14 protein-coding genes are annotated in these 18,865 nt (G+C 64.8%); 6 read left to right on the top strand and 8 right to left on the bottom strand.

Features of this window, described 5'->3' with window-relative positions:
* Positions 1-5: 5 nt before the first annotated feature.
* Genes IPK66_16200 through IPK66_16210 form a run of 3 tightly spaced genes read right to left on the bottom strand, consistent with a single transcriptional unit; the run spans position 6 to position 6,018 of the window.
* The gene (locus IPK66_16200; protein ID MBK8176733.1) at positions 6-3,599 is read right to left on the bottom strand and encodes a hydantoinase B/oxoprolinase family protein; all 3,594 of its coding nucleotides are present in this window, start codon (positions 3,597-3,599) and stop codon (positions 6-8) included.
* A 27-nt stretch (positions 3,600-3,626) separates the two neighbouring features.
* Complete coding sequence (locus tag IPK66_16205) at positions 3,627-4,430, bottom strand: SDR family oxidoreductase (protein MBK8176734.1); 804 nt, start codon at positions 4,428-4,430, stop codon at positions 3,627-3,629.
* Positions 4,423-6,018 (bottom strand): AMP-binding protein, encoded by a 1,596-nt coding sequence (locus tag IPK66_16210; protein MBK8176735.1) that lies wholly within the window; start codon positions 6,016-6,018, stop codon positions 4,423-4,425. Before IPK66_16210 ends, IPK66_16205 begins: the two co-directional genes overlap by 8 nt.
* Positions 6,019-6,334: 316 nt before the next feature.
* Here IPK66_16210 and IPK66_16215 point away from each other — a divergent pair, with 316 nt between their 5' ends.
* A complete protein-coding gene (locus IPK66_16215) occupies positions 6,335-7,723 on the top strand; it encodes an aspartate aminotransferase family protein (GenBank protein MBK8176736.1) in 1,389 nt (462 codons plus the stop codon).
* 242 nt (positions 7,724-7,965) lie between these two features.
* On the top strand, positions 7,966-9,855 hold the full coding sequence (locus IPK66_16220) for a PBP1A family penicillin-binding protein (protein ID MBK8176737.1): 1,890 nt from the start codon (positions 7,966-7,968) through the stop codon (positions 9,853-9,855).
* 89 nt (positions 9,856-9,944) lie between these two features.
* On the opposite strand, the gene IPK66_16225 is transcribed toward IPK66_16220, so the two are convergent.
* Positions 9,945-10,100: a DUF1127 domain-containing protein gene (locus tag IPK66_16225; protein MBK8176738.1), complete on the bottom strand. Its 156-nt coding sequence runs from the start codon at positions 10,098-10,100 to the stop codon at positions 9,945-9,947.
* Between the two features lie 236 nt (positions 10,101-10,336).
* Between IPK66_16225 and IPK66_16230 the strand changes: the two genes are divergently transcribed.
* Both IPK66_16230 and IPK66_16235 read left to right on the top strand, forming a co-directional pair.
* Positions 10,337-11,281, top strand: coding sequence for a transcriptional regulator GcvA (locus IPK66_16230; GenBank protein MBK8176739.1), 945 nt, complete (start codon positions 10,337-10,339; stop codon positions 11,279-11,281).
* 383 nt (positions 11,282-11,664) lie between these two features.
* Positions 11,665-12,597 (top strand): DMT family transporter, encoded by a 933-nt coding sequence (locus tag IPK66_16235; protein MBK8176740.1) that lies wholly within the window; start codon positions 11,665-11,667, stop codon positions 12,595-12,597.
* Positions 12,598-12,633: 36 nt separating this feature from the next.
* Here IPK66_16235 and IPK66_16240 read toward each other — a convergent pair whose 3' ends face one another.
* Positions 12,634-12,990 carry a DUF1232 domain-containing protein gene (locus tag IPK66_16240; GenBank protein ID MBK8176741.1) on the bottom strand — a complete coding sequence of 119 codons (357 nt, stop codon included), beginning with the start codon at positions 12,988-12,990 and terminating at the stop codon, positions 12,634-12,636.
* Between the two features lie 336 nt (positions 12,991-13,326).
* A complete protein-coding gene (locus tag IPK66_16245; protein MBK8176742.1) occupies positions 13,327-13,998 on the bottom strand; it encodes a DsbA family oxidoreductase in 672 nt (223 codons plus the stop codon).
* Between the two features lie 23 nt (positions 13,999-14,021).
* Here IPK66_16245 and hspQ point away from each other — a divergent pair, with 23 nt between their 5' ends.
* A complete protein-coding gene (gene hspQ, locus IPK66_16250; GenBank protein ID MBK8176743.1) occupies positions 14,022-14,489 on the top strand; it encodes a heat shock protein HspQ in 468 nt (155 codons plus the stop codon).
* Positions 14,490-14,540: 51 nt separating this feature from the next.
* On the opposite strand, the gene IPK66_16255 is transcribed toward hspQ, so the two are convergent.
* Together IPK66_16255 and IPK66_16260 are read right to left on the bottom strand one after the other, a co-directional pair.
* Positions 14,541-15,215: a TIGR04283 family arsenosugar biosynthesis glycosyltransferase gene (locus IPK66_16255; protein MBK8176744.1), complete on the bottom strand. Its 675-nt coding sequence runs from the start codon at positions 15,213-15,215 to the stop codon at positions 14,541-14,543.
* Between the two features lie 459 nt (positions 15,216-15,674).
* A complete protein-coding gene (locus tag IPK66_16260; protein ID MBK8176745.1) occupies positions 15,675-17,321 on the bottom strand; it encodes an acyl-CoA synthetase in 1,647 nt (548 codons plus the stop codon).
* A gap of 173 nt (positions 17,322-17,494) precedes the next feature.
* Here IPK66_16260 and eat point away from each other — a divergent pair, with 173 nt between their 5' ends.
* Positions 17,495-18,859 carry an ethanolamine permease gene (gene eat / locus IPK66_16265; GenBank protein ID MBK8176746.1) on the top strand — a complete coding sequence of 455 codons (1,365 nt, stop codon included), beginning with the start codon at positions 17,495-17,497 and terminating at the stop codon, positions 18,857-18,859.
* The last annotated feature ends 6 nt before the right edge of the window (positions 18,860-18,865 follow it).

Consider the following 18,865-nt stretch of genomic DNA (forward strand, 5'->3'; position numbering starts at 1 on the left):
AAGGATCACGTGTCCCCGAAGCCGCCACCACCGGGCGTTTCGATGATAAACTGATCATTCACGCGCATTTCCACCCGATCGGTGCCGGAAAGACACTCGCTCCGGCCATCGGCGCGGACAATGCTGTTCCGTCCGGTCGCGCCCGGCGAGCCGCCGGCGAGACCGAACGGTGGGACGCGTCGATGACCCGAGAGAATCGCCGCGGTCATGGGCTCGAGAAACGCGATTCGCCGTACCACCCCACAGCCGCCGCGCCGCCGTCCGTCGCCACCCGAGCCGTGACGGATGCGGAACTCGCGCAACAGGACGGGAAAGCGCCATTCGAGCACTTCCGGATCGGTGAGCCGGGTGTTGGTCATGTGCGTGTGCACGGCGTCCGCGCCGTCGAAATCGGCGCCGGCGCCGGCGCCGCCGCAGATTGTCTCGTAATACTGGTGGCGATCGTTGCCGAACGTGAAGTTGTTCATCGTTCCCTGAGCGCTCGCAAGGACGCCGAGGGCGCCGTAGAGCGCGTCGGTGATCGCCTGCGAGGTCTCGACATTGCCGGCGACGACGGCAGCGGGATAGCGAGGCCGCAGCATCGAGCCTTCGGGGATGACGATGGTAAGCGGCTTGAGACAACCGGCGTTGAGCGGGATGTCATCGTCGATCAGGGTGCGGAAGACGTAGAGCACCGCCGCCTTGGCGACCGCTGGCGGGGCGTTGAAGTTGCTCGCCAGCTCGCCCGAGGTGCCGGTGAAGTCAATGCACGCCGAGCGGGCGGCGGAATCGATGCGGATGGCGACGCGGATCATGCTGCCGTCATCCATCTCGCTGGCGAAGCTGCCGTCGCTGAGGACGCCAATGACCCGGCGGACCTGCTCTTCGGCGTTCTCCTGGACGTGGCGCATGTAGGCGTGAACGACGTCGAGGCCGAAGTCGGCCACCATTCGCCGCAGCTCCTGGGCACCCTTTTCGTTGGCTGCGGCCTGCGCCCGGAAGTCGGCGAGGTTCTGGTTTGGGTTGCGCGCCGGGTAGCGTCCGGAGGCGAGCAGGGCACGCAGTTCGGTCTCGCGGAACCGACCCTGCGCGATCAGGGTGAAGTCGTCGATGAGCACTCCTTCCTCGTCGACGGTGCGGCTGTCGGGTGGCATCGAGCCGGGGGTGATGCCGCCGATGTCGGCGTGATGGCCGCGCGATGCGACGAAGAACAGGATCTTGACGCCAGCATCGTCGAAGACCGGGGTGATGACGGTGACGTCCGGCAGATGGGTGCCGCCGTTGTAGGGGGCGTTGAGCATGTAGACGTCGCCGGCGGCCATCGTCCCGGCGCGCTCGCGGATTACCGTCTCGATGCTCTCGCCCATCGAGCCGAGATGCACGGGCAGGTGCGGCGCGTTGGCGACCAGTCCGCCCGCGGCATCAAACACCGCGCACGAAAAGTCCAATCGCTCCTTGATGTTGACGGATTGCGCGGTGTTGGCGAGCACCGCGCCCATCTGCTCGGCAATCGACATGAACAGATTGTTGAACACCTCGAGCATCACCGGATCGGCCGCGGTGCCGATGGCGTGGGCCGGCCGGCGCGGCGCGGCGCGGGTGAGCAGCAGGTGGCCGAGACGGTTCACTTCGGCGCGCCAGCCCGGCTCGAGGACCGTCGTCGCGTTGGTCTCGACGAGGATTGCCGGACCGTCGATCACCGCGCCCGGCGCGAGCGCGGCGCGATCCCAGATCGGCGTCCTCTTCCAGCCGCGGGCAAACCAGACGCCAGCGTGCTCGATCGGTCGTGCCGGCGGGTGGTCAGGACGCGGCGGTGCGTCGGCATCGAGGCCGGTTGCGCCACCACCGATCGCCTCGGCCGCCAGCGCCTCGACGATGATCGGCCGTCCGGCCATGGTGAACCCAAAGCGCTGGTGGTGCAGCGCCTCGAACGCCGCGATCATCTCGGCCGCCGTGGAGAAGGCGATCGGCAATGGCGTATCCGTGCCCTGATAGCGCAGATGCGCTTGGCGTACGAGGGTGATCACGTCCGTGGCGATGCCCTGGCGGGCGACCTTGGCACGGGCGTCGTCGGCGAGGGCGGCGAGCCTTGCGGTCAGCTCAGGCATGCACGCGGCGGTTAGCTCGACCTCGATCGCCCCTTCGCGCAATGCGCGGACATCGGCGAGCCCCATGCCATAGGCGGACAGCACGCCGGCCAGCGGATGGATGAGCACGCGGGTCATGCCGAGCGTATCGGCGATGGCGCAGGCATGCTGACCGCCGGCGCCGCCGAAGCAGTTCAACACGTAGCGGGTGATATCGTAGCCGCGCTGCACCGAGATCTGCTTGATCGCGTTCGCCATGTTTTCGACCGCGATCTTGAGAAACCCTTCGGCGATGTCCTCGGGCGTACGCACGGCACCGCTTTCGGCGGCGATGCGCGCGGCGAGGTCGGCGAACTTGCGCCGGACAACTGCGTCGTCGAGCGGCTGATCGCCGGTAGAGCCGAAGACGGCGGGAAAGTGAGCCGGACGGATGCGCCCGAGCATGACGTTGGCGTCGGTGACACTGAGCGGCCCGCCGTGGCCGTAGCAGGCGGGCCCGGGCTCGGCGCCGGCGGATTGCGGGCCGACGCGAAAGCGGGTGCCGTCGAAGGACAGGATGGAGCCGCCCCCCGCCGCCACCGTGTGGATGTGCATCATCGGCGCGCGCAGGCGCACGCCCGCCACTTGGGTTTCGAAGCTGCGCTCGAAGGTGCCGTCGTAGTGGGTCACATCGGTCGACGTGCCGCCCATATCGAAGCCGATGACCTTGGCAAAGCCGGCAGCCTCGGCCGTGCGCGCCATGCCGACAACCCCGCCCGCGGGTCCCGAGAGGATCGAATCCCGGCCCTGGAACAGATGGGCGTCGGTCAGTCCGCCGTTCGATTGCATGAACATCAGCGGGACCTCGCCGAGTTCCGCCGCGATGGCATCGACGTAGCGGCGCAGGATCGGTGAGAGATAGGCATCGACGACGGTGGTATCGCCGCGCGAGACCAGCTTCATCAGCGGGCTGGTCTCATGGCTGGTGGAGACCTGGGTGAAGCCGAGCGCGCGCGCCATCGCCGCCAGCCGCGCCTCGTGCTGGGTGTAGCGGTAGCCGTGCATCAGCACGATGGCGATGGAGCGGATGCCGGCCTCGTGCGCCGCGATCAGGGCGGCGCGGGCGCCGTCGGCGTCCAGCGGCGTCAGCACGCGGCCGGCAGCGTCCACCCGCTCGTCGATCTCGATTACCCGTTCGTAGAGCATGGACGGCAGGACGATCTGGCGGGCGAACAGCTTCGGGCGGTTCTGATAGCCGATGCGCAGCGCGTCGGCGAAGCCGCGGGTGATCGCCAGGGCTACCCTCTCGCCCTTGCGTTCGAGCAGCGCGTTGGTTGCCACCGTCGTGCCCATCTTGACCACGGCGATCCGCTCGGCCGGGATCGGCTCGTCCGCCGCCAGGCCCAGCACCGCGCGAATCCCGGCGATCGCCGCATCGCCATAGCACCGCGGGTTCTCGGAGAGCATCTTGCGGGTGACGATGGCGCCGTCCGGTGCGCGCGCGACGATATCGGTGAACGTACCGCCACGATCGATCCAGAACTGCCACGTCATCGCGTCATGCCGGGCGCAAGGGGCAGCTCAGGCGAAGCGCAGGGTGAGGCCGCCGTCGACGTTGAGCGCGACGCCGGTGACGTATTTCGCCTCGTCGGAAGCGAGATAAAGGGCGGCATGGGCGGTATCCCAGGCGTCGCCCATGTGACCCATCGGGCATTGCGCATCGCGCGTTGCGATCAGCGTATCGATATCGCCTTCCTCGCCGTAGACGGTCGTCAACGCCTTGTGCACCAGTGGGGTGTTCATCAGGCCCGGGCAGACGCAGTTGGCGCGAATGCCCTTGGGCGCGTACTGGACGGCGATGCTGCGGGTCAGCGAGATCATCGCGCCCTTGCTGGCGCCGTAAAGGCCATAGTTCACACCGCACCAGCCCCAGGCGGCGATCGAGGCGTTATTGACGATCGCCCCCTTGCCCTGGCGTTCCATTACCGGCAGGACGTGCCGGCAGGTCAGCAGCGTGCTCTTCAGGTTGATCCGCAAAAGATCATCCCAGGCATTCTCGTCGAGTTCGACCGGTCCGCCGACGCGGGCGATGCCGACGTTGTTGATCAGGATATCGATCCGCCCGAGCGCCTTGAGGCTGTCGTCGACGATGGCGGCGATCTGCGTGGCGTTGCTCACATCCGCCACCCGCGCCCGGAAACTGCCGCCTTCGGCCGCGATGATCGCGCGCGTTTCTTCCGCGGCGGCCTCGCTGCGATCGATGCCGATGACGTGCGCGCCCTCGCGGGCGAACAGCACCGCCATCGCCTTGCCGTTGCCCCACCCTGGTCCGACCGAGCCGCAGCCGGTGACGATGACCACCTTATCCTTCAACCGATCAGCCATGCCCGTCCTTGCCATCGGGGTTTGCCAGTTGTTTCCGCAATGCGGTCTTGAGCACCTTGCCGTAGTTGTTCTTGGGCAGGGAGTCCACGAAGATATAGCGTTTCGGGCGCTTGAACCGGGCGAGATGATCGAGGCACAGGCGATCGAGCGCCCCTGGGTCGGCCTTGCAATCGCGGCTCTCCGAACGGGGCCCGGCCACGGAATCGCGCGTATCGAACGTGCGCTCGACGACGAAGGCGACGACCATCTCGCCCCAGTCGCGATCGGGCGCGCCGATGACGCTGACTTCGGACACCCCCGGATGGCGCAGCAGCACCTCTTCAATCTCGCGGGGATAGATGTTGTTGCCGCCACTGATGATCAGATCCTTCGAGCGGTCCTTCAAGGTCAGGAACCCGTCTTGGTCGAACGCGCCGACATCGCCGGTGTGCAGCCAGCCGCCGCGCAGCGCCGCCGCGCTTGCGTTGGGATCGTGCCAATAGCCGGCCATGACCGGATCACCACGAACGAGCACCTCGCCGATCTCGTTTGGCTCAAGGCGCCGATCATCGGGATCTGCGATCATGACCTCGACGACGCTATGGGGCACGCCGACCGAGGCCAGGCGCTGCGCGTAACGCGGATGCGCCGTGTCCGCATGGCGGGCGCGGCTCAGCGCCGTGATCGTCATCGGACTTTCGCCCTGGCCGTAGATCTGCACCAGCTTGTTGCCGAGCACGCCGAGCGCGCGCCGGCAATCCTCGACATACATCGGCCCACCGCCGTAGACGATGGTCTTGAGATTTCGGGTATCGGCGCTGGCGGCCGCCGGGCTGTCGATCAGCCGGCGGACAATGGTCGGTGCGGCAAAGAACGCGGCGCCGGGATGGGCGGCGATCAGGGCGAAAAGCTCCTTGGCATCGAAGCTGCCCGACGGGGGAATGACCTGCCGCGCCGCTGCCGCCACATGCGGCAGGATATAAAGGCCAGAGCCGTGCGACATCGGCGCCGGATGCAGCATCGCGTCGTTGCGATCGATCGAATCAACGTCGATGAAATAGCTGGTGGTCATCGCCAGCAGATTGCGGTGGGTGAGCATCGCCCCTTTCGAGCGCCCGGTCGTGCCGCTGGTATAGAATAGCCAAGCGAGATCGTCCGGTGCCCGTTCGACCATCGCCATGGGCTCGCAGGCGGCGGCGGCGGCGTAGGCGCGGCCGTCGACCGCGATCACGCCGCGCAGCTCCGCCAGCCCCTTCGCCGCGGTGGCAACCGCGGGCTCAAGATCGGATGTCACCAAGCATATCCGTGCGCCCGCGTGCTCGAGAATAAAGGCGAGTTCGCGCGGATGCAGCTTGGCGTTGATCGGCACCGCGGTAAAGCCGCCGTGCCAGCAGGCGAACAGCGCCTCGACGTAGGCGGCGCAGTTGCGCATGACGAGGGCGACGCGATCTCCCGGATGGAGCTTGAACGCGCGGCCGAGGCCAGCGGCGATCGCGGCGGCGCGCCGGGCGAGCGTGCGATAATCGGCGACGACCTCGCTGCCGACGCAAACCGCCGGGCGCTCGCCATCGGCGCGACCCGCTCTCGCAAGAAGGTGGGCAAGGTTCACGGTCTCGGCCTTCGCAAATCTGGCACCGAAGGGATCGCTCCTTACCCGCGCCCCTCGGCGCCCGCCCCTGATCGCACACTCTGGCGGCACGTCCAGACCAACAACCCTACGACATTTCCATGGGCGCGGGTACGGGTTAACGGCGGGCGCCGCGATCCGCGCTTGGGCCCGAGAACGACGCGTCGCGGCGCCGGGGCGCGCGCGGCAAAAGCGTGCCGTGGCCGCCGCCACGCCCTATGTTTGGCTTGTCCTTGCCGCGACTTGGCGGTTAGCGTCGGTGCGTGGCGGGCGGGGCCAAATTACCTGGGAAGAGATCATGCCGTTCGACTTGCAGCAGACGATAACCAGCCGCGGGGCAGAAAAGTTCGCGCTGTTCGACCGGTATCTCAATTCGCAGCTCGTCCGGGTCCTCAAGACCATCGGTTATGACGTCAATTACGTGCGCGGCGAGGGTCCGTACCTGTTCGATGCCGCCGGTCACCGCTACCTCGATCTGCTGAGCGGCTTCGGCGTCTTCGCCGTCGGGCGAAACCATCCGGCGGTGGCGGCGGCGCTGCGCCAGGTTCTCGACGCCCAGATCGCCGGCCTCGTGCAGATGGACGTCTCGCTTCTCGCCGGCCTGCTCGCCGAGCAACTGATCGCTCGCATGCCGTGGCTCGACAAGGCGTTCTTCTGCAATTCCGGCGCCGAGGCGGTCGAGGGGGCGATCAAGTTCGCCCGCGCCGCCACCCGCCGGAGCAAAATTGTCTTTTGCGATCACGCCTTTCACGGTCTGACCATGGGCGCGCTCTCGTTGAATGGCGATGATCTGTTCCGCACCGGCTTCGAGCCGTTCATCGGCGGATGTGTGCGTGTGCCGTTCAACGACCTTGCGGCGCTGGAGCGCGAGCTCAAGGCCGGCAATGTCGCCGCCTTCGTCTTCGAGCCAGTCCAGGGCAAGGGGGTGAACCTGCCGGCGGAGGGCTACCTCGCGGACGCCCAGAGCCTGTGCCGCAAGCATGGCGCGCTGTTCGTCGCCGACGAGATCCAGACCGGGCTTGGCCGCACCGGCCGCTTCATCGCCTGCGAGCACTGGGGGCTCGAGCCCGACATGGTGCTGCTCGCCAAGGCGCTTTCCGGCGGCTTCGCCCCGGTCGGCGCCATCGTCATGCGCAAGGCGATCTTCGATAAGATGTTCGATCGCATGGATCGTGCGGTGGTACACGGCTCGACCTTCTCGAAGAACGACATGGCGATGGCCGCCGGCCTTGCCACCTTGGCCATCTTCGATGACGAAAGGCTCATTGACCGCGCGGCCGCGGCGGGCGAAGGCCTGATCGCTGCCTTGCGCCAGCGGCTCGCCGGCTTCGAGTTCGTGCATGCGGTGCGTGGCAAGGGGATGATGATCGCCATCGAGTTCGGGCCGCCGAAGAGCCTGAAGCTGAAGGCCTCCTACGCGCTGCTCGACAAGGCGAACAAGGGGCTGTTCTGCCAGCTCGTGCTCATCCCGCTATTCCAGCGCCATCGCATCCTGGCGCAGGTCGCCGGGCACAACATGCCGGTGATCAAGCTGTTGCCGCCGCTGGTGGTAAGCGACGCGGACATCCACTGGACCGTCGAGGCGTTCGTCGACGTCATCGGCGAGGCCCATGCGCTGGGCGCCGTCTGGGATCTCGGCCGCACGCTGGTCGGACATGCGCTCAAGAGCAAGGCGGGAGCGGCTTAGACGTTTGCGCTGTGCCGCGGATTCGCCCGGCGCCGTTGATCGGGACCATCGGCGTAGCCGAGGCCGGCCTTAATCTTAGCGGAATTTACAAGCAGTTATGCCACTGCTGGCGATCCAGCACGCGGGCCTCGCGGGATTGAGGTAAGAGAATCGTCACGATGGTTCAGAAAATTCGCCCGTCTGCCGACGAGAGGATCAGTAGACGGCGGGCGCCGAAGGCTCGCGCGCGCCCGTCTCGCGGCCTGCTGGGCACGCTGGCCAAGTGGACGGCGGTCGCGGCGATCTGGGCGTTTGTGCTTCTCGGCGGGATCGTCGCCTGGTATGCCGCTGATCTTCCCGACATCGACGAGGCTTTAGCGCCGACGCGCAAACCGGCGGTTACCGTCCTCGCCGCCGACGGCTCGGTGCTGGCGACGATGGGTGACTTCTATGGCCGGCCCCTCGCCGTCGCCGACCTCCCGCCAGCGCTGCCGAGAGCCGTGCTCGCCGTCGAGGATCGGCGGTTCTATCACCATTTCGGCCTCGATCCGATCGGGCTCGCCCGCGCCCTCTTCGTCAACCTGAAGGCCGGCTCGGTTGTTCAGGGCGGCAGTACGATCAGCCAGCAGGCGGCGAAAAACCTCTTCCTGACCCAGGAGCGCACGATCAAGCGCAAGGTGCAGGAACTCATACTGGCGCTCTGGCTCGAGTATCGCTTCAGCAAGGACCAGATCCTGGCGATCTATCTGAACCGGGTGTATTTCGGCGCTGGCGCCTATGGCGTCGACGCCGCATCGCGCAAGTTCTTCGGCCGTCCGGCAACGCAGGTAAACACCTATCAGGCGGCGATGCTGGCGGGGTTGCTCAAGGCGCCGTCGCGCTACAATCCGCTGGCCAACGAGGAGCTGGCGGAAAACCGGGCCCACGATGTGCTCGGCATTATGGTCGATGCGGGCTTCCTCGACGACGCGCACGCGCAGGCCGCATGGCGCCAGCGGACGACCAGCCTCGCCCACCGGCGCGCAGGACCGAATGCCCGCTATTTCGTTGACTGGGTGATGGCGCAGGTCTCGGGCTTCGTCAGTGCGCCCGACCAGGATCTAACGATTCAGACGACGCTCGATTCCCGGCTGCAACTGATCGCCGAAAACAAGGTTGCCGCCGTTCTCGGCAGTGCCGCGGCCCGGCGAGGTGACGCCGAGCAGGCGGCCCTGGTGGCAATGACCTCGGGGGGGGCCGTGCGCGCGCTCGTCGGTGGCGTTGACTACCAGGAAAGCCCGTTCAACCGGGCGACGCAGGCGCAACGCCAGCCGGGATCATCGTTCAAGCCGATCGTCTATGCTGCCGGTATGGAAGCGGGGCTGACGCCGGACAGCCGGATGATGGACGCGCCGGTCGAGATCAACGGCTGGCAGCCGAAGAACTTTACCGGCCGCTTTTCCGGCGAGATGAGCCTGCGAACGGCACTGGCGCAGTCGATCAACACGGTCGCGGCGCAGGTCGGCCAGTATGCCGGCTATCGACGGGTGATCGACGTCGCGCGACGGCTCGGCATCACCGCCGACATGGATGCGACACCGGCGCTATCGCTTGGCGTCAGCGGCATTCCAGTCATCGAGATGGCGGGGGCCTACGCCGCTTTCGCCAGCGGGGGCATCGGCGTATGGCCTTACGGCATCGAAGCGGTGTATGACGCCGAGGGCCGGCCGCTCTACCACCGCAGCGGCGGTGGGCCGGGCAGGGTGTTGTCGAGCGCGTGCGCCGCGGACATCACCAGCATGCTCGTCGACGCGGTGGAAAGCGGAACCGGTCGGGCGGCGCGCATCGGCCGGCCGATCGCCGGAAAAACCGGCACCAGCCAGAATTTCCGCGATGCCTGGTTCATCGGCTGGTCCGCCGAGCTGGTCACGGCGGTGTGGATCGGCAACGATGACGACCGGGCGATGCGCGGCGTCACCGGCGGCGGGTTGCCGGCGCAGGTGTGGCGCGCATTCATGGCCGACGCCCTTGCCGGGCGTCCCGCGCGGCCGCTCCCCAGCCTTGATGTACCGATCGCCCGGTCGACGCCACCCAGGAGCGACGCCGACGCGGGCGATGGGGAGGAGCAGGAGCCGGGATTGTGGGACCGGCTGATGCGGGTCTTCGGCGGCTGAGGGTCATCAAGGACCGATCGGCCGTGCCGCTCTTCTCCGCTGCCGGTTGTTCCCGGCAAGCAGAGGCCGGCGCGCGAATGTCCGCGCACTCATTTCACCCAGAACGGCTTCGCTGCTTCATGAATGGCCGTCGCGCGGTCGACGCCGATGTCACGCAGCATCTGATCGTCGAGCGTCGCCAGTCGGCGCCTGTCGCGCACGCGCTCCTGCCATGCGCCGAGCGCATCGACCGTTCGGATGAGCATTTCTTGTGCGCGCACCCATCCCTGCGAATGCCCATCTGCTCGAATATTCGGCAGGGACGGAACGCTAGAGCTGAAATACGTGGCGCGTGCCATAACCATCTCCTTTGAACTCTTTAAAAACCGCTACTTGGCGGTATGTGCGCTCCGCATGATGGCTAAGGTAGTTCGGGCAACGTTGCTTGACAAACGAGCTTTTGTCCGCTTCACATTAGATAAAATAATGATTGGAGCCGGCAATGAGCCGCCATCTTCCACCGCTGAATGGCTTGCGCGTGTTCGAGGCTGCGGCGCGGCACCTGAGCTTTACCCGTGCCGCAGACGAACTCAATGTCACTCAGGCGGCTGTCAGCCACCAGATCAAGGCCCTGGAAGACCACCTCGGTCTTGCGTTGTTCCGACGGCTCAACCGCGCGCTCATGCTGACCGAGGAGGGGCAGACCCTGTTCCCGGCGGTGCGTGACGCGCTTGATCAACTCGCCGAGGCCGCGGCGCGGCTTCGCGCGCGCGAAGAGAGCGGCACCCTCACCGTCTCGACCCTGCCATCGTTCGCGGTCACCTGGTTGGTGCCGCGGATGAGCCGGTTTCAGGACCGCCATCCGGAGATCGATTTGCGCATCTCGGCGAAGGAGTATCTCGTCGACTTCGCCAGAGACGGCATCGACGTCGCTGTTCGCTTCGGTGGGGGGCGGTGGCCGGGACTGCGCGCCGACTGGCTCGCCGACGAAGCGCTTCTCCCGGTGTGCAGTCCGTCGTTACGACCGCGCCTGCAGAGTCTCGGCGACCTTGCTCATGTCACGTTGCTGCACGAGGACATGCTGCCGCTGGGACGCTTTCCGACCTGGGAGACATGGCTGGCGGCGGCCGGGGCGAGCGGTGTCGACGCCACGCGGGGGCCGCGCTTCAGCCATACGCATCTGATGTTGCAGGCGGCGATGGATGGGCGCGGGGTCGCGCTCGGCCAAGCGGTTCTGGTCGGCGACGACCTTGCTGCGGGACGGCTCGTCGCGCCGTTTTCCGCGCGTCTGCCAACCGGATTCGCCTATTATGTGGTCTGCCCGCCGACGTCGGCGGAACGCCCGAAAATCCGGGCGTTCCGCGACTGGGTGAAGAGCGAGATTGCGTCCTCGCGTACAGTCGCCGGCGCGGAGGCGGCGCCGGCAGCCGTGCCGCTCAGACGCTGACGATGATGGTCAGGACCAGTCCCCAGACGATCAACCAGGTGACAACGGTGCGAAAAGGCTGGTTGTCGAGCGCATTGCGATCGGAGGCGAGTGTTGCCATTTGGAAAACCCTTCAACGGCTCTAGACGAGAATCGAATTCGTTCGTGAAACACCTGCTACCCGTATTTAAGGATCGTGACGATGAACGGGTTCACGAAGCTCTGCACAAACGCGTGAACGCGCGTTGTTTACACCTGCTACTGCGTCTTTTTTACTGCATCTCTGAGTCAATACGGTGTTGCGGGACGGCATTTCCGGCGAACAGCGCCCTGCGAGGATCTTGGCCTGCGTCTGCTTTCCTCCCGTCTGCTCCACGACCTTGCGCACAACCCGCGCCAGGCGCATGAACAGGCCCGCGTTCGCCGCCGCTTACGCCGCCCGCTTCGCTCGCCTGGACGCTCCGCTCAAGGGCGCAGTGTTTATGATCGGTGCCTGCGCCGGCTTTGCCGCGATGATGGCGATTGTCCGCAAGCTGGCGCCGGAGATCCATCCGTTCGAGGCGGCGTTCTTCCGCAACCTCGGTGGCATTATCTTCATGCTGCCCTGGCTCGCCCGCGTCGGTGTCGGCCGCCTGCGTACCGGCCGGCCGGGAATGCACCTGCTGCGCTCCGTCCTTGGCCTTGGCGCGATGCTGCTGCTGTTCACCGCGCTCAGTCTGATGCCGCTCGCCAACGTTACCGCGCTGTCGTTCACCGCGCCGCTGTTCGCCACCATCGGCGCCGCGCTGGTGCTGCGCGAGCATGTCGGGCTCAGGCGATGGACGGCGACGCTGATCGGCTTTCTCGGCGCAATCGTCATCGTCCGCCCGGGTGCCGATACCTTCACCCCGGCGGCCCTCCTGGCGCTGAGTTCGGCCGCCGGCATCGCTGCGGCACAGCTTTCGGTCAAGGCACTGTCGCGCACCGAACATCCCAATGCCATCGTCCTGATCATGGGCCTGTTGATGACGCCAATGGCGCTGGTTCCGGCCTCGTTCGTCTGGACATGGCCCGATTTCCAAACCTTCACCTGGCTGCTGTTGCTGGGTCTGGTGGCAACGGTCGGCCAGGTGTTTCTCGTGCGTGCGATGTCGACCGCCGATGCCTCGGCGGTGATGCCCTTTGATTTTTCGCGGCTGATCTTCGCCTCGTTGCTCGGCTGGCTGATGTTTGGCGAGGCGCCGGACGCCTGGACCTGGGCCGGTGCTGCGGTCATCGTTGCCGCGACCGTTTATATCGCCCGACGCGAGGCGAAGGTCTCCCGCCGCGCCCGCACGGCCCGGCCCGCGGATCACTGACCGCCGCGCATTGCGAAGGGGTCGGGCTGATCGTGGCTATCCCTCGGCATCGAGAGCCTCGCGGGCGCGAGCGACATGCTCGGGCGTCACGTGGGCCGACAGAGTCTGCAGCGCCATCAGCAGCACTGCGGCATCGTCGGAGAAGCCGAGACCGGCGATGATGTCCGGGATCAGGTCCGCGGGCATGATAAAGTAGGCGAGCGCCGCCAGCAGCACGGCTTTGGCGTGCTTCGGCGTTGCCGGATCAAGAGCGGCATAATAAGCGGCGACGGCGCGATCGGCGAACGGCATTCGGCCCAGTGTTCGGCGCAGCTTGCCCCAGAATCGGCGCCGCACATAACTCTCCTGGCCGGCAACGGGCACCAGTGCCTGGGAAAGATCGGGGGTTTCCATCGCTTGTGCACCTCGCAAGTGACTGTCACGCGCGCCACGCGTACCGCAGGTCGGTGAAGAAGCGGCAGTTTGAGCGCGCCGCGTGCAGGGCCCGCGCACCTGCTCTGAGCTAAGCACACCAGGACATGCCTGCAAGGAGCCGAAACGCGTTTCCCAATCAGCAGTTTCCGGCCAAGACTGGTTTGTTTGTGTAATGTACTGATAAGTAAGGGAAAAATATGAACTACCGATCAATGTCGTCCGATGTCATCGGTTGCCGGCAGTTGTGATGAGGCAAGTCCAAGAGAGAAGGAACGCCATGGGAACGCAGATTTCCGCTGCACCTTGCAGTAGCGACTATCGCTCTAGGCTGATGGGGCTGCGCTCGCTCACGGCGGGGGAATGCGCTTCCCAGCCCAGGTCGAGCATGCGTGAGAGAACCAACGGTTCCTGTGCGCCACAGATCACGAACCCACCATTGAACACGAACGCCGGCACCCCGTTAATGCCGAGCCGGTGAGCGCGCGCGTTCTCGGAATAGACGGCTGAGAGCTCGGCGTCACTGCGCAGGTAGCTTCGCAAAGACCGGACGTCAAGTCCGAGTTCACCACCAAGTTGGATCAGAAAATGGGTGTCGCCGATGTCGCGGCCGCGGACAAAGTGGCTATAATAGAGCGCTTCGACCATCGCGTCCGCGCGCCCGTACAGCGCCGCGAAGCGAATCAGCCGGTGCGCGTTCACGGTGTTCGGTGTTCGTCGGATACGATCGAACGCAAAATCGATTTCAACAGATTGCCCGACGTCGGCAATCGCCAAGTGTATCCGTCCGACCCGGGCTTCGCTGCCGAATTTCCGGATGAGATATGTGGTGCGGTCAATACCCTCAGCGGGCAAATCAGGATTGAGCAGAAACGGCCACCAATCAATGTGCACGTCATTCGACGGGTGTTGGGCTAACGCCCGCTCGAGCTGCCGCTTGCCGATGTAGCACCAAGGACAACCAGGATCGAAGATCACTTGGATACGCATGTGTGCCAAACGCTCACCTTGGTATGGCCGAGCGCGTTGCCCGATTCGATGGAGGATTTTGCTGCGCGGCGCGGCGGCGTGCAACAACCATTGGTCGAACGGGGGTTGAAATCTGCGGTCAATTCGAACCACCTGTTTATGCGAGGAGGGCTGCAACCGTGACCGATGTGAGGCACGCACGATTCCAGATTGGGCAGGTCGTTCGCCACCGCATTTATCCGTTTCGTGGTGTCATATTTGATGTCGATCCGCAATTCGCCAACACCGAAGAATGGTGGCTGTCGATCCCGGAAAACGTGCGCCCGCATAAAGACCAGCCATTCTATCATCTTCTCGCCGAAAACGCCGAGACAACGTACATCGCATACGTCTCGGAGCAGAATCTGATTCCCGACGATTCAGGCGATCCGGTTTCGCATCCGCAGATCGAGGAGATCTTTGCCGGCGTCAAGGACGGTCGCTACGTCAGTCGACGGGTGGCCAGTCACTGATGATCGTAAGGCACTGATTTTTGGGGTTTTAGTCCCGCCGGGCAGCGGTACTCAACGATAGCGCGTGCTCAGATATCGCGGAGACACGCCGGCAGCATAAAGACTGAGGACGAAGAGGTTGCGCAAAGGGCGCAAAAGGTAGCCATCGCGCCGATACTTTTCCGCCGATGTTACCGCGGTGGCTTTGAGTGGCCGCATGCGGCGTCGGCCGATCCGGCGAACGAAATCGACGTCCTCCATCAGCGGCAAGCGCTTATATCCGCCGAGCCCTTCATAGAACGATCGACTGATCAACAGCCCTTGATCGCCATAAGGCAGGCAGAACACCCGGCTACGCAGGCGGACGGCGTATTCGACGATTCTGGCGGCCAGCGCGCGATCGTTCAACGCGAAGCGAAAATATCCCGCATGTGCCTGATTCGCTGAATCGGCGATGAACGCCTGCACGGCCTGGGTCCAGCCCGTCTGCAGTTGCGTGTCGGCGTGCAGGAACAAGAACCAGTCGCCAGCGGCCGCGAGCGCGCCCTCTGCCATCTGTTGTCCACGGCCGCGGTGTGTTTCAAGAAATATCGCACCGCCGCGTTCGGCGATCAACGCGGTGTCGTCGACGGACCCACCATCGGCGACGATCACCTCGTGGGCGAGCGAGGCCGCCGACACGATTGTATCGAGTGTCGACTTCAGGGACTGGCCGACATTCAGTGTCGGGATGATAATGCTCAGCACGTTGTCGTTCCGTCCAGCGTCGATCGATCACCGTTATAAGGCGCCGGCCGGTACGCCGGAAGGACCAATCCCAACGATACCGGTCGATGCGTTGCGTGATCGCCACACTTATACGCCAATAACAACTAATAATTGACTAATTCTATCATAAATCAGCGAATTGCGGGAGTGATTCGGCTTGGGCCACGGTACGTCTTCCGGCTCGGCGACGTTGACGGGCGATCGCGACCGGGCAATCCGAGACGGAACGGCGACCGTCGCCTTCCGAAGCCTCTGCCCGGGCAGAGGCTCGCCAGTAGTCGAGCGCCGGATCTCGGCGCAAAGCGAGCCCGATCATGGGGGAGACGACGCGTACCCGGCAGCTCGGTGACGGTGCCATCACGCCGGCCGTTCGCACGCGCCGAAAAGCACGCCGCGTCGCGGCGGTGTGCTTCCCTAATTTGGATAACGGCGCAGGTTTCAGACGGCTTCCTTTGCCGTAGAGCGTAGCTTGAACTTCTGCACTTTGCCGGTCGACGTCTTTGGAACCTCGCCGAAGATGACCCGCGTCGGGCATTTGAAGTGGGCGATGTGTTCACGACAGAAGGCGATGATCTCCTTTTCTGAGATGCGAGCGCCCGGCTTGAGCTCGACGAAGGCGCATGGCGTTTCCCCCCATTTGTCGTCTGGCTGGGCAACGACGGCGGCGAGCAGCACCGCTGGATGCTGGTAGAGGGCGTTCTCGACCTCGATCGAGGAGATATTTTCCCCGCCCGAGATGATGATGTCTTTCGAGCGGTCCTTGAGCTGGATGTAGCCGTCCGGGTGGCGGACCCCGAGATCGCCCGAGTGAAACCAGCCGCCAGCCAGCGCGTTTTGGGTGGAGAACCGGTCCTTCAGGTAGCCTTTCATCACCACGTTGCCGCGGAACATCACCTCACCGATCGTCTCGCCGTCGTCTGGCACCGGCTCCATGGTCAGCGGGTCGAGCACGGCGAGGCCTTCGAGATTGGGGTAGGGAACGCCCTGGCGAGCCTTGAGGTTGGCTTGCTCCTCGATCGGCAGATCGTTCCATTCATCGTGCCACGCGCAGACCACGGACGGCCCGTAGGTTTCAGTCAGGCCGTAGACGTGGGTTACGCGGAACCCCTGGCGCTGCATCCGCTCCAGCGTGGCCGCCGGCGGCGGAGCCGCAGCAGTCATGACGTTGACGATGTGATCGATCGCGGGGCGTTCCTCTTCCGGCGTGTTAACCACCATGTTGAGGACGATCGGCGCGCCGCAGAAGTGGGTGACGCGGTGCTCGGCGATTGTCTGCCACACCGACGGGCCGGTGAAGCTGCGCATGCACACGCTCAGCCCGGCGATGGCGGCAAGGGTCCATGCGAAGCACCAGCCGTTGCAATGGAACATCGGCAGCGTCCACAGGTAGACTGGATGTGGGGGCATCTGCCAGGAGACGACGTTCCCAATCGCGGTAAGATAAGCGCCGCGATGGTGGTAGACGACACCCTTGGGATCACCCGTGGTGCCGGAGGTATAGTTCAGGCTGATCGCATTCCATTCGTCGGCCGGTAGTTCCCAGGCGAAAGCCTCGTCACCGTCGGCGATGAATTGTTCGTAGTCGATTCCACCAAGAGGATCGCCGCGGCGGTGCGCCAACGGATCGTCGATTTCAATCAGCAGTAATTCGCGACCAAGCAGCCGCAGCGCCTCACCGATCGGTCCGGCAAATTCGCGATCGCAGATCAAAGCCCGGGCTTCTCCATGCTTCAGGCAGAACGCAAGGGCGGGCGCATCGAGTCGGGTGTTCAATGTGTTCAAGACGGCGCCCGACATCGGCACGCCGAAGTGGGCCTCAAACATTTCGGGGGTGTTCGCGGCCATAACGGCGACCGTCTGTCCGCGCTTGAGGCCGGCACGGGTCAGTGCCGAGGCAAGGCGGCGGCAACGGGCATACGTTTCGCGCCAGGTGTAGCGGCGCTCGCCATGAACGATGGACGGGCGATCGGGATAGACCATGGCGGCCCGGGCGAGAAACCCGAGTGGTGTAAGGGGCTGGTGATTGGCCTGGGTGCGATCAAGGCCGGTCTCGAACGGGTCGGCGGCAAGCGTGTCGATCGACATTACAGTCCTCCCTGTTTCCTCTTTTTAACCTTCGCCCGTGCGATCGGCAACTGTGCCAATGCCCTGAACTAAGAGGGGCACGACCCGCCTCGGAGTTGGCGGGGGAAACGCACTCCGCCGTCGGCGGCACGGCTCTTGCTTGAGACGAGCCAAGTTAGCCGGAGGAGTGGAGAATGAGTCGAATGCCACAGCTTAAGCGCGCGCTCAGCACCATCCACCTTTGGGGGATCGCGGTCGGGCTCGTCATCTCCGGCGAATATTTTGGATGGAACTACGGATGGGGAGCGGCGGGGACCATTGGTTTTCTCTGGGCAACCCTGATGATTACCTTGCTCTATACAACGTTCATTTTTTCCTTCACCGAGCTCACCACCGCGATTCCGCATGCTGGGGGTCCGTTTGCCTATAGTCGCCGTGCCTTTGGACCGATCGGCGGTCTCATCGCTGGTTATGCCACCTTGATCGAGTTCGTCTTTGCGCCTCCCGCGATCGCATATGCGCTCGGCGGCTACGTTCATTTTATGTACCCGGGGATTTCCGTCACCGCGATCGCGATCGGCGCGTATTTCATCTTCGTGACTATCAACATACTCGGCATCAAGCAGGCGGCGATGTTCGAGCTGCTGGTCACCGTTCTTGCCGTGGTCGAACTCCTGGTGTTCATGGGTATCGTCGCCCCCGGGTTTTCTTTTGGAAACTTCATTGCCAACAACGATGACTTCGGATTTGAAGGCATCCTTGCGGCAATTCCTTTCGCCATTTGGTTCTACCTCGCGATTGAAGGCGTCGCCATGGCTGCGGAGGAGGCGCGAGATCCGTCACGCACCATCCCGCGCGCCTATATTTTAGGCATTATCACATTGGTCGCGCTGGCGCTCGGCGTGATGATTCTTGCTGGCGGCGTCGGCGACTGGCGCGCCTTATCGAGTGTCGACTATCCTCTGCCGGAGGCGATGTCGATGGTGGTGGGCAAGGACTCGGGCTGGACGCATATGCTCGTCGCGATCGGCCTGTTCGGCCTCGTCGCTTCGTTCCACGGCATCATCATCGGCTATTCCCGGCAGATCTTCGCCCTCGCCCGCGCGGGCTACCTGCCGGCGGTCCTCGCCGCTGTTCATCAGCGTTTCCGCACGCCGCATTGGGCGCTGATCGCCGGCGGCATTGCCGGGATCGTCGGCATTCTGTCCGGCAAGACCGCCGAGTTGATCACGTTGTCGGCCTTCGGCGCGCTCGTTCTTTACATCATCAGCATGGCGGCGCTGTTCCGCCTGCGCGTCAAGGAACCGGACCTGACGCGGCCGTTTCGCGCGCCGTTCTTCCCGGTATTTCCAGCCGTCGCCCTGGTGCTTTCGCTCGGCTCGCTGATTGTCATGTTCTACTACAACCAAATTATCGGCGTTCTTTTCATCGGCCTATTCCTGCTGGCGCTGGCGTACTATTCGATGACGCGCCCGAGCCGGGAGGCGGCGCCCCGAGACGCCCTGCTGGAGAGCGTCCCGGTACTGGAGGGCGCCCTTGCCAGGGGTGACATCGACTGACAGGTC

This window comes from Rhodospirillales bacterium, from assembly GCA_016712595.1.
Lineage (GTDB): Bacteria > Pseudomonadota > Alphaproteobacteria > Rhodospirillales > Defluviicoccaceae > Defluviicoccus.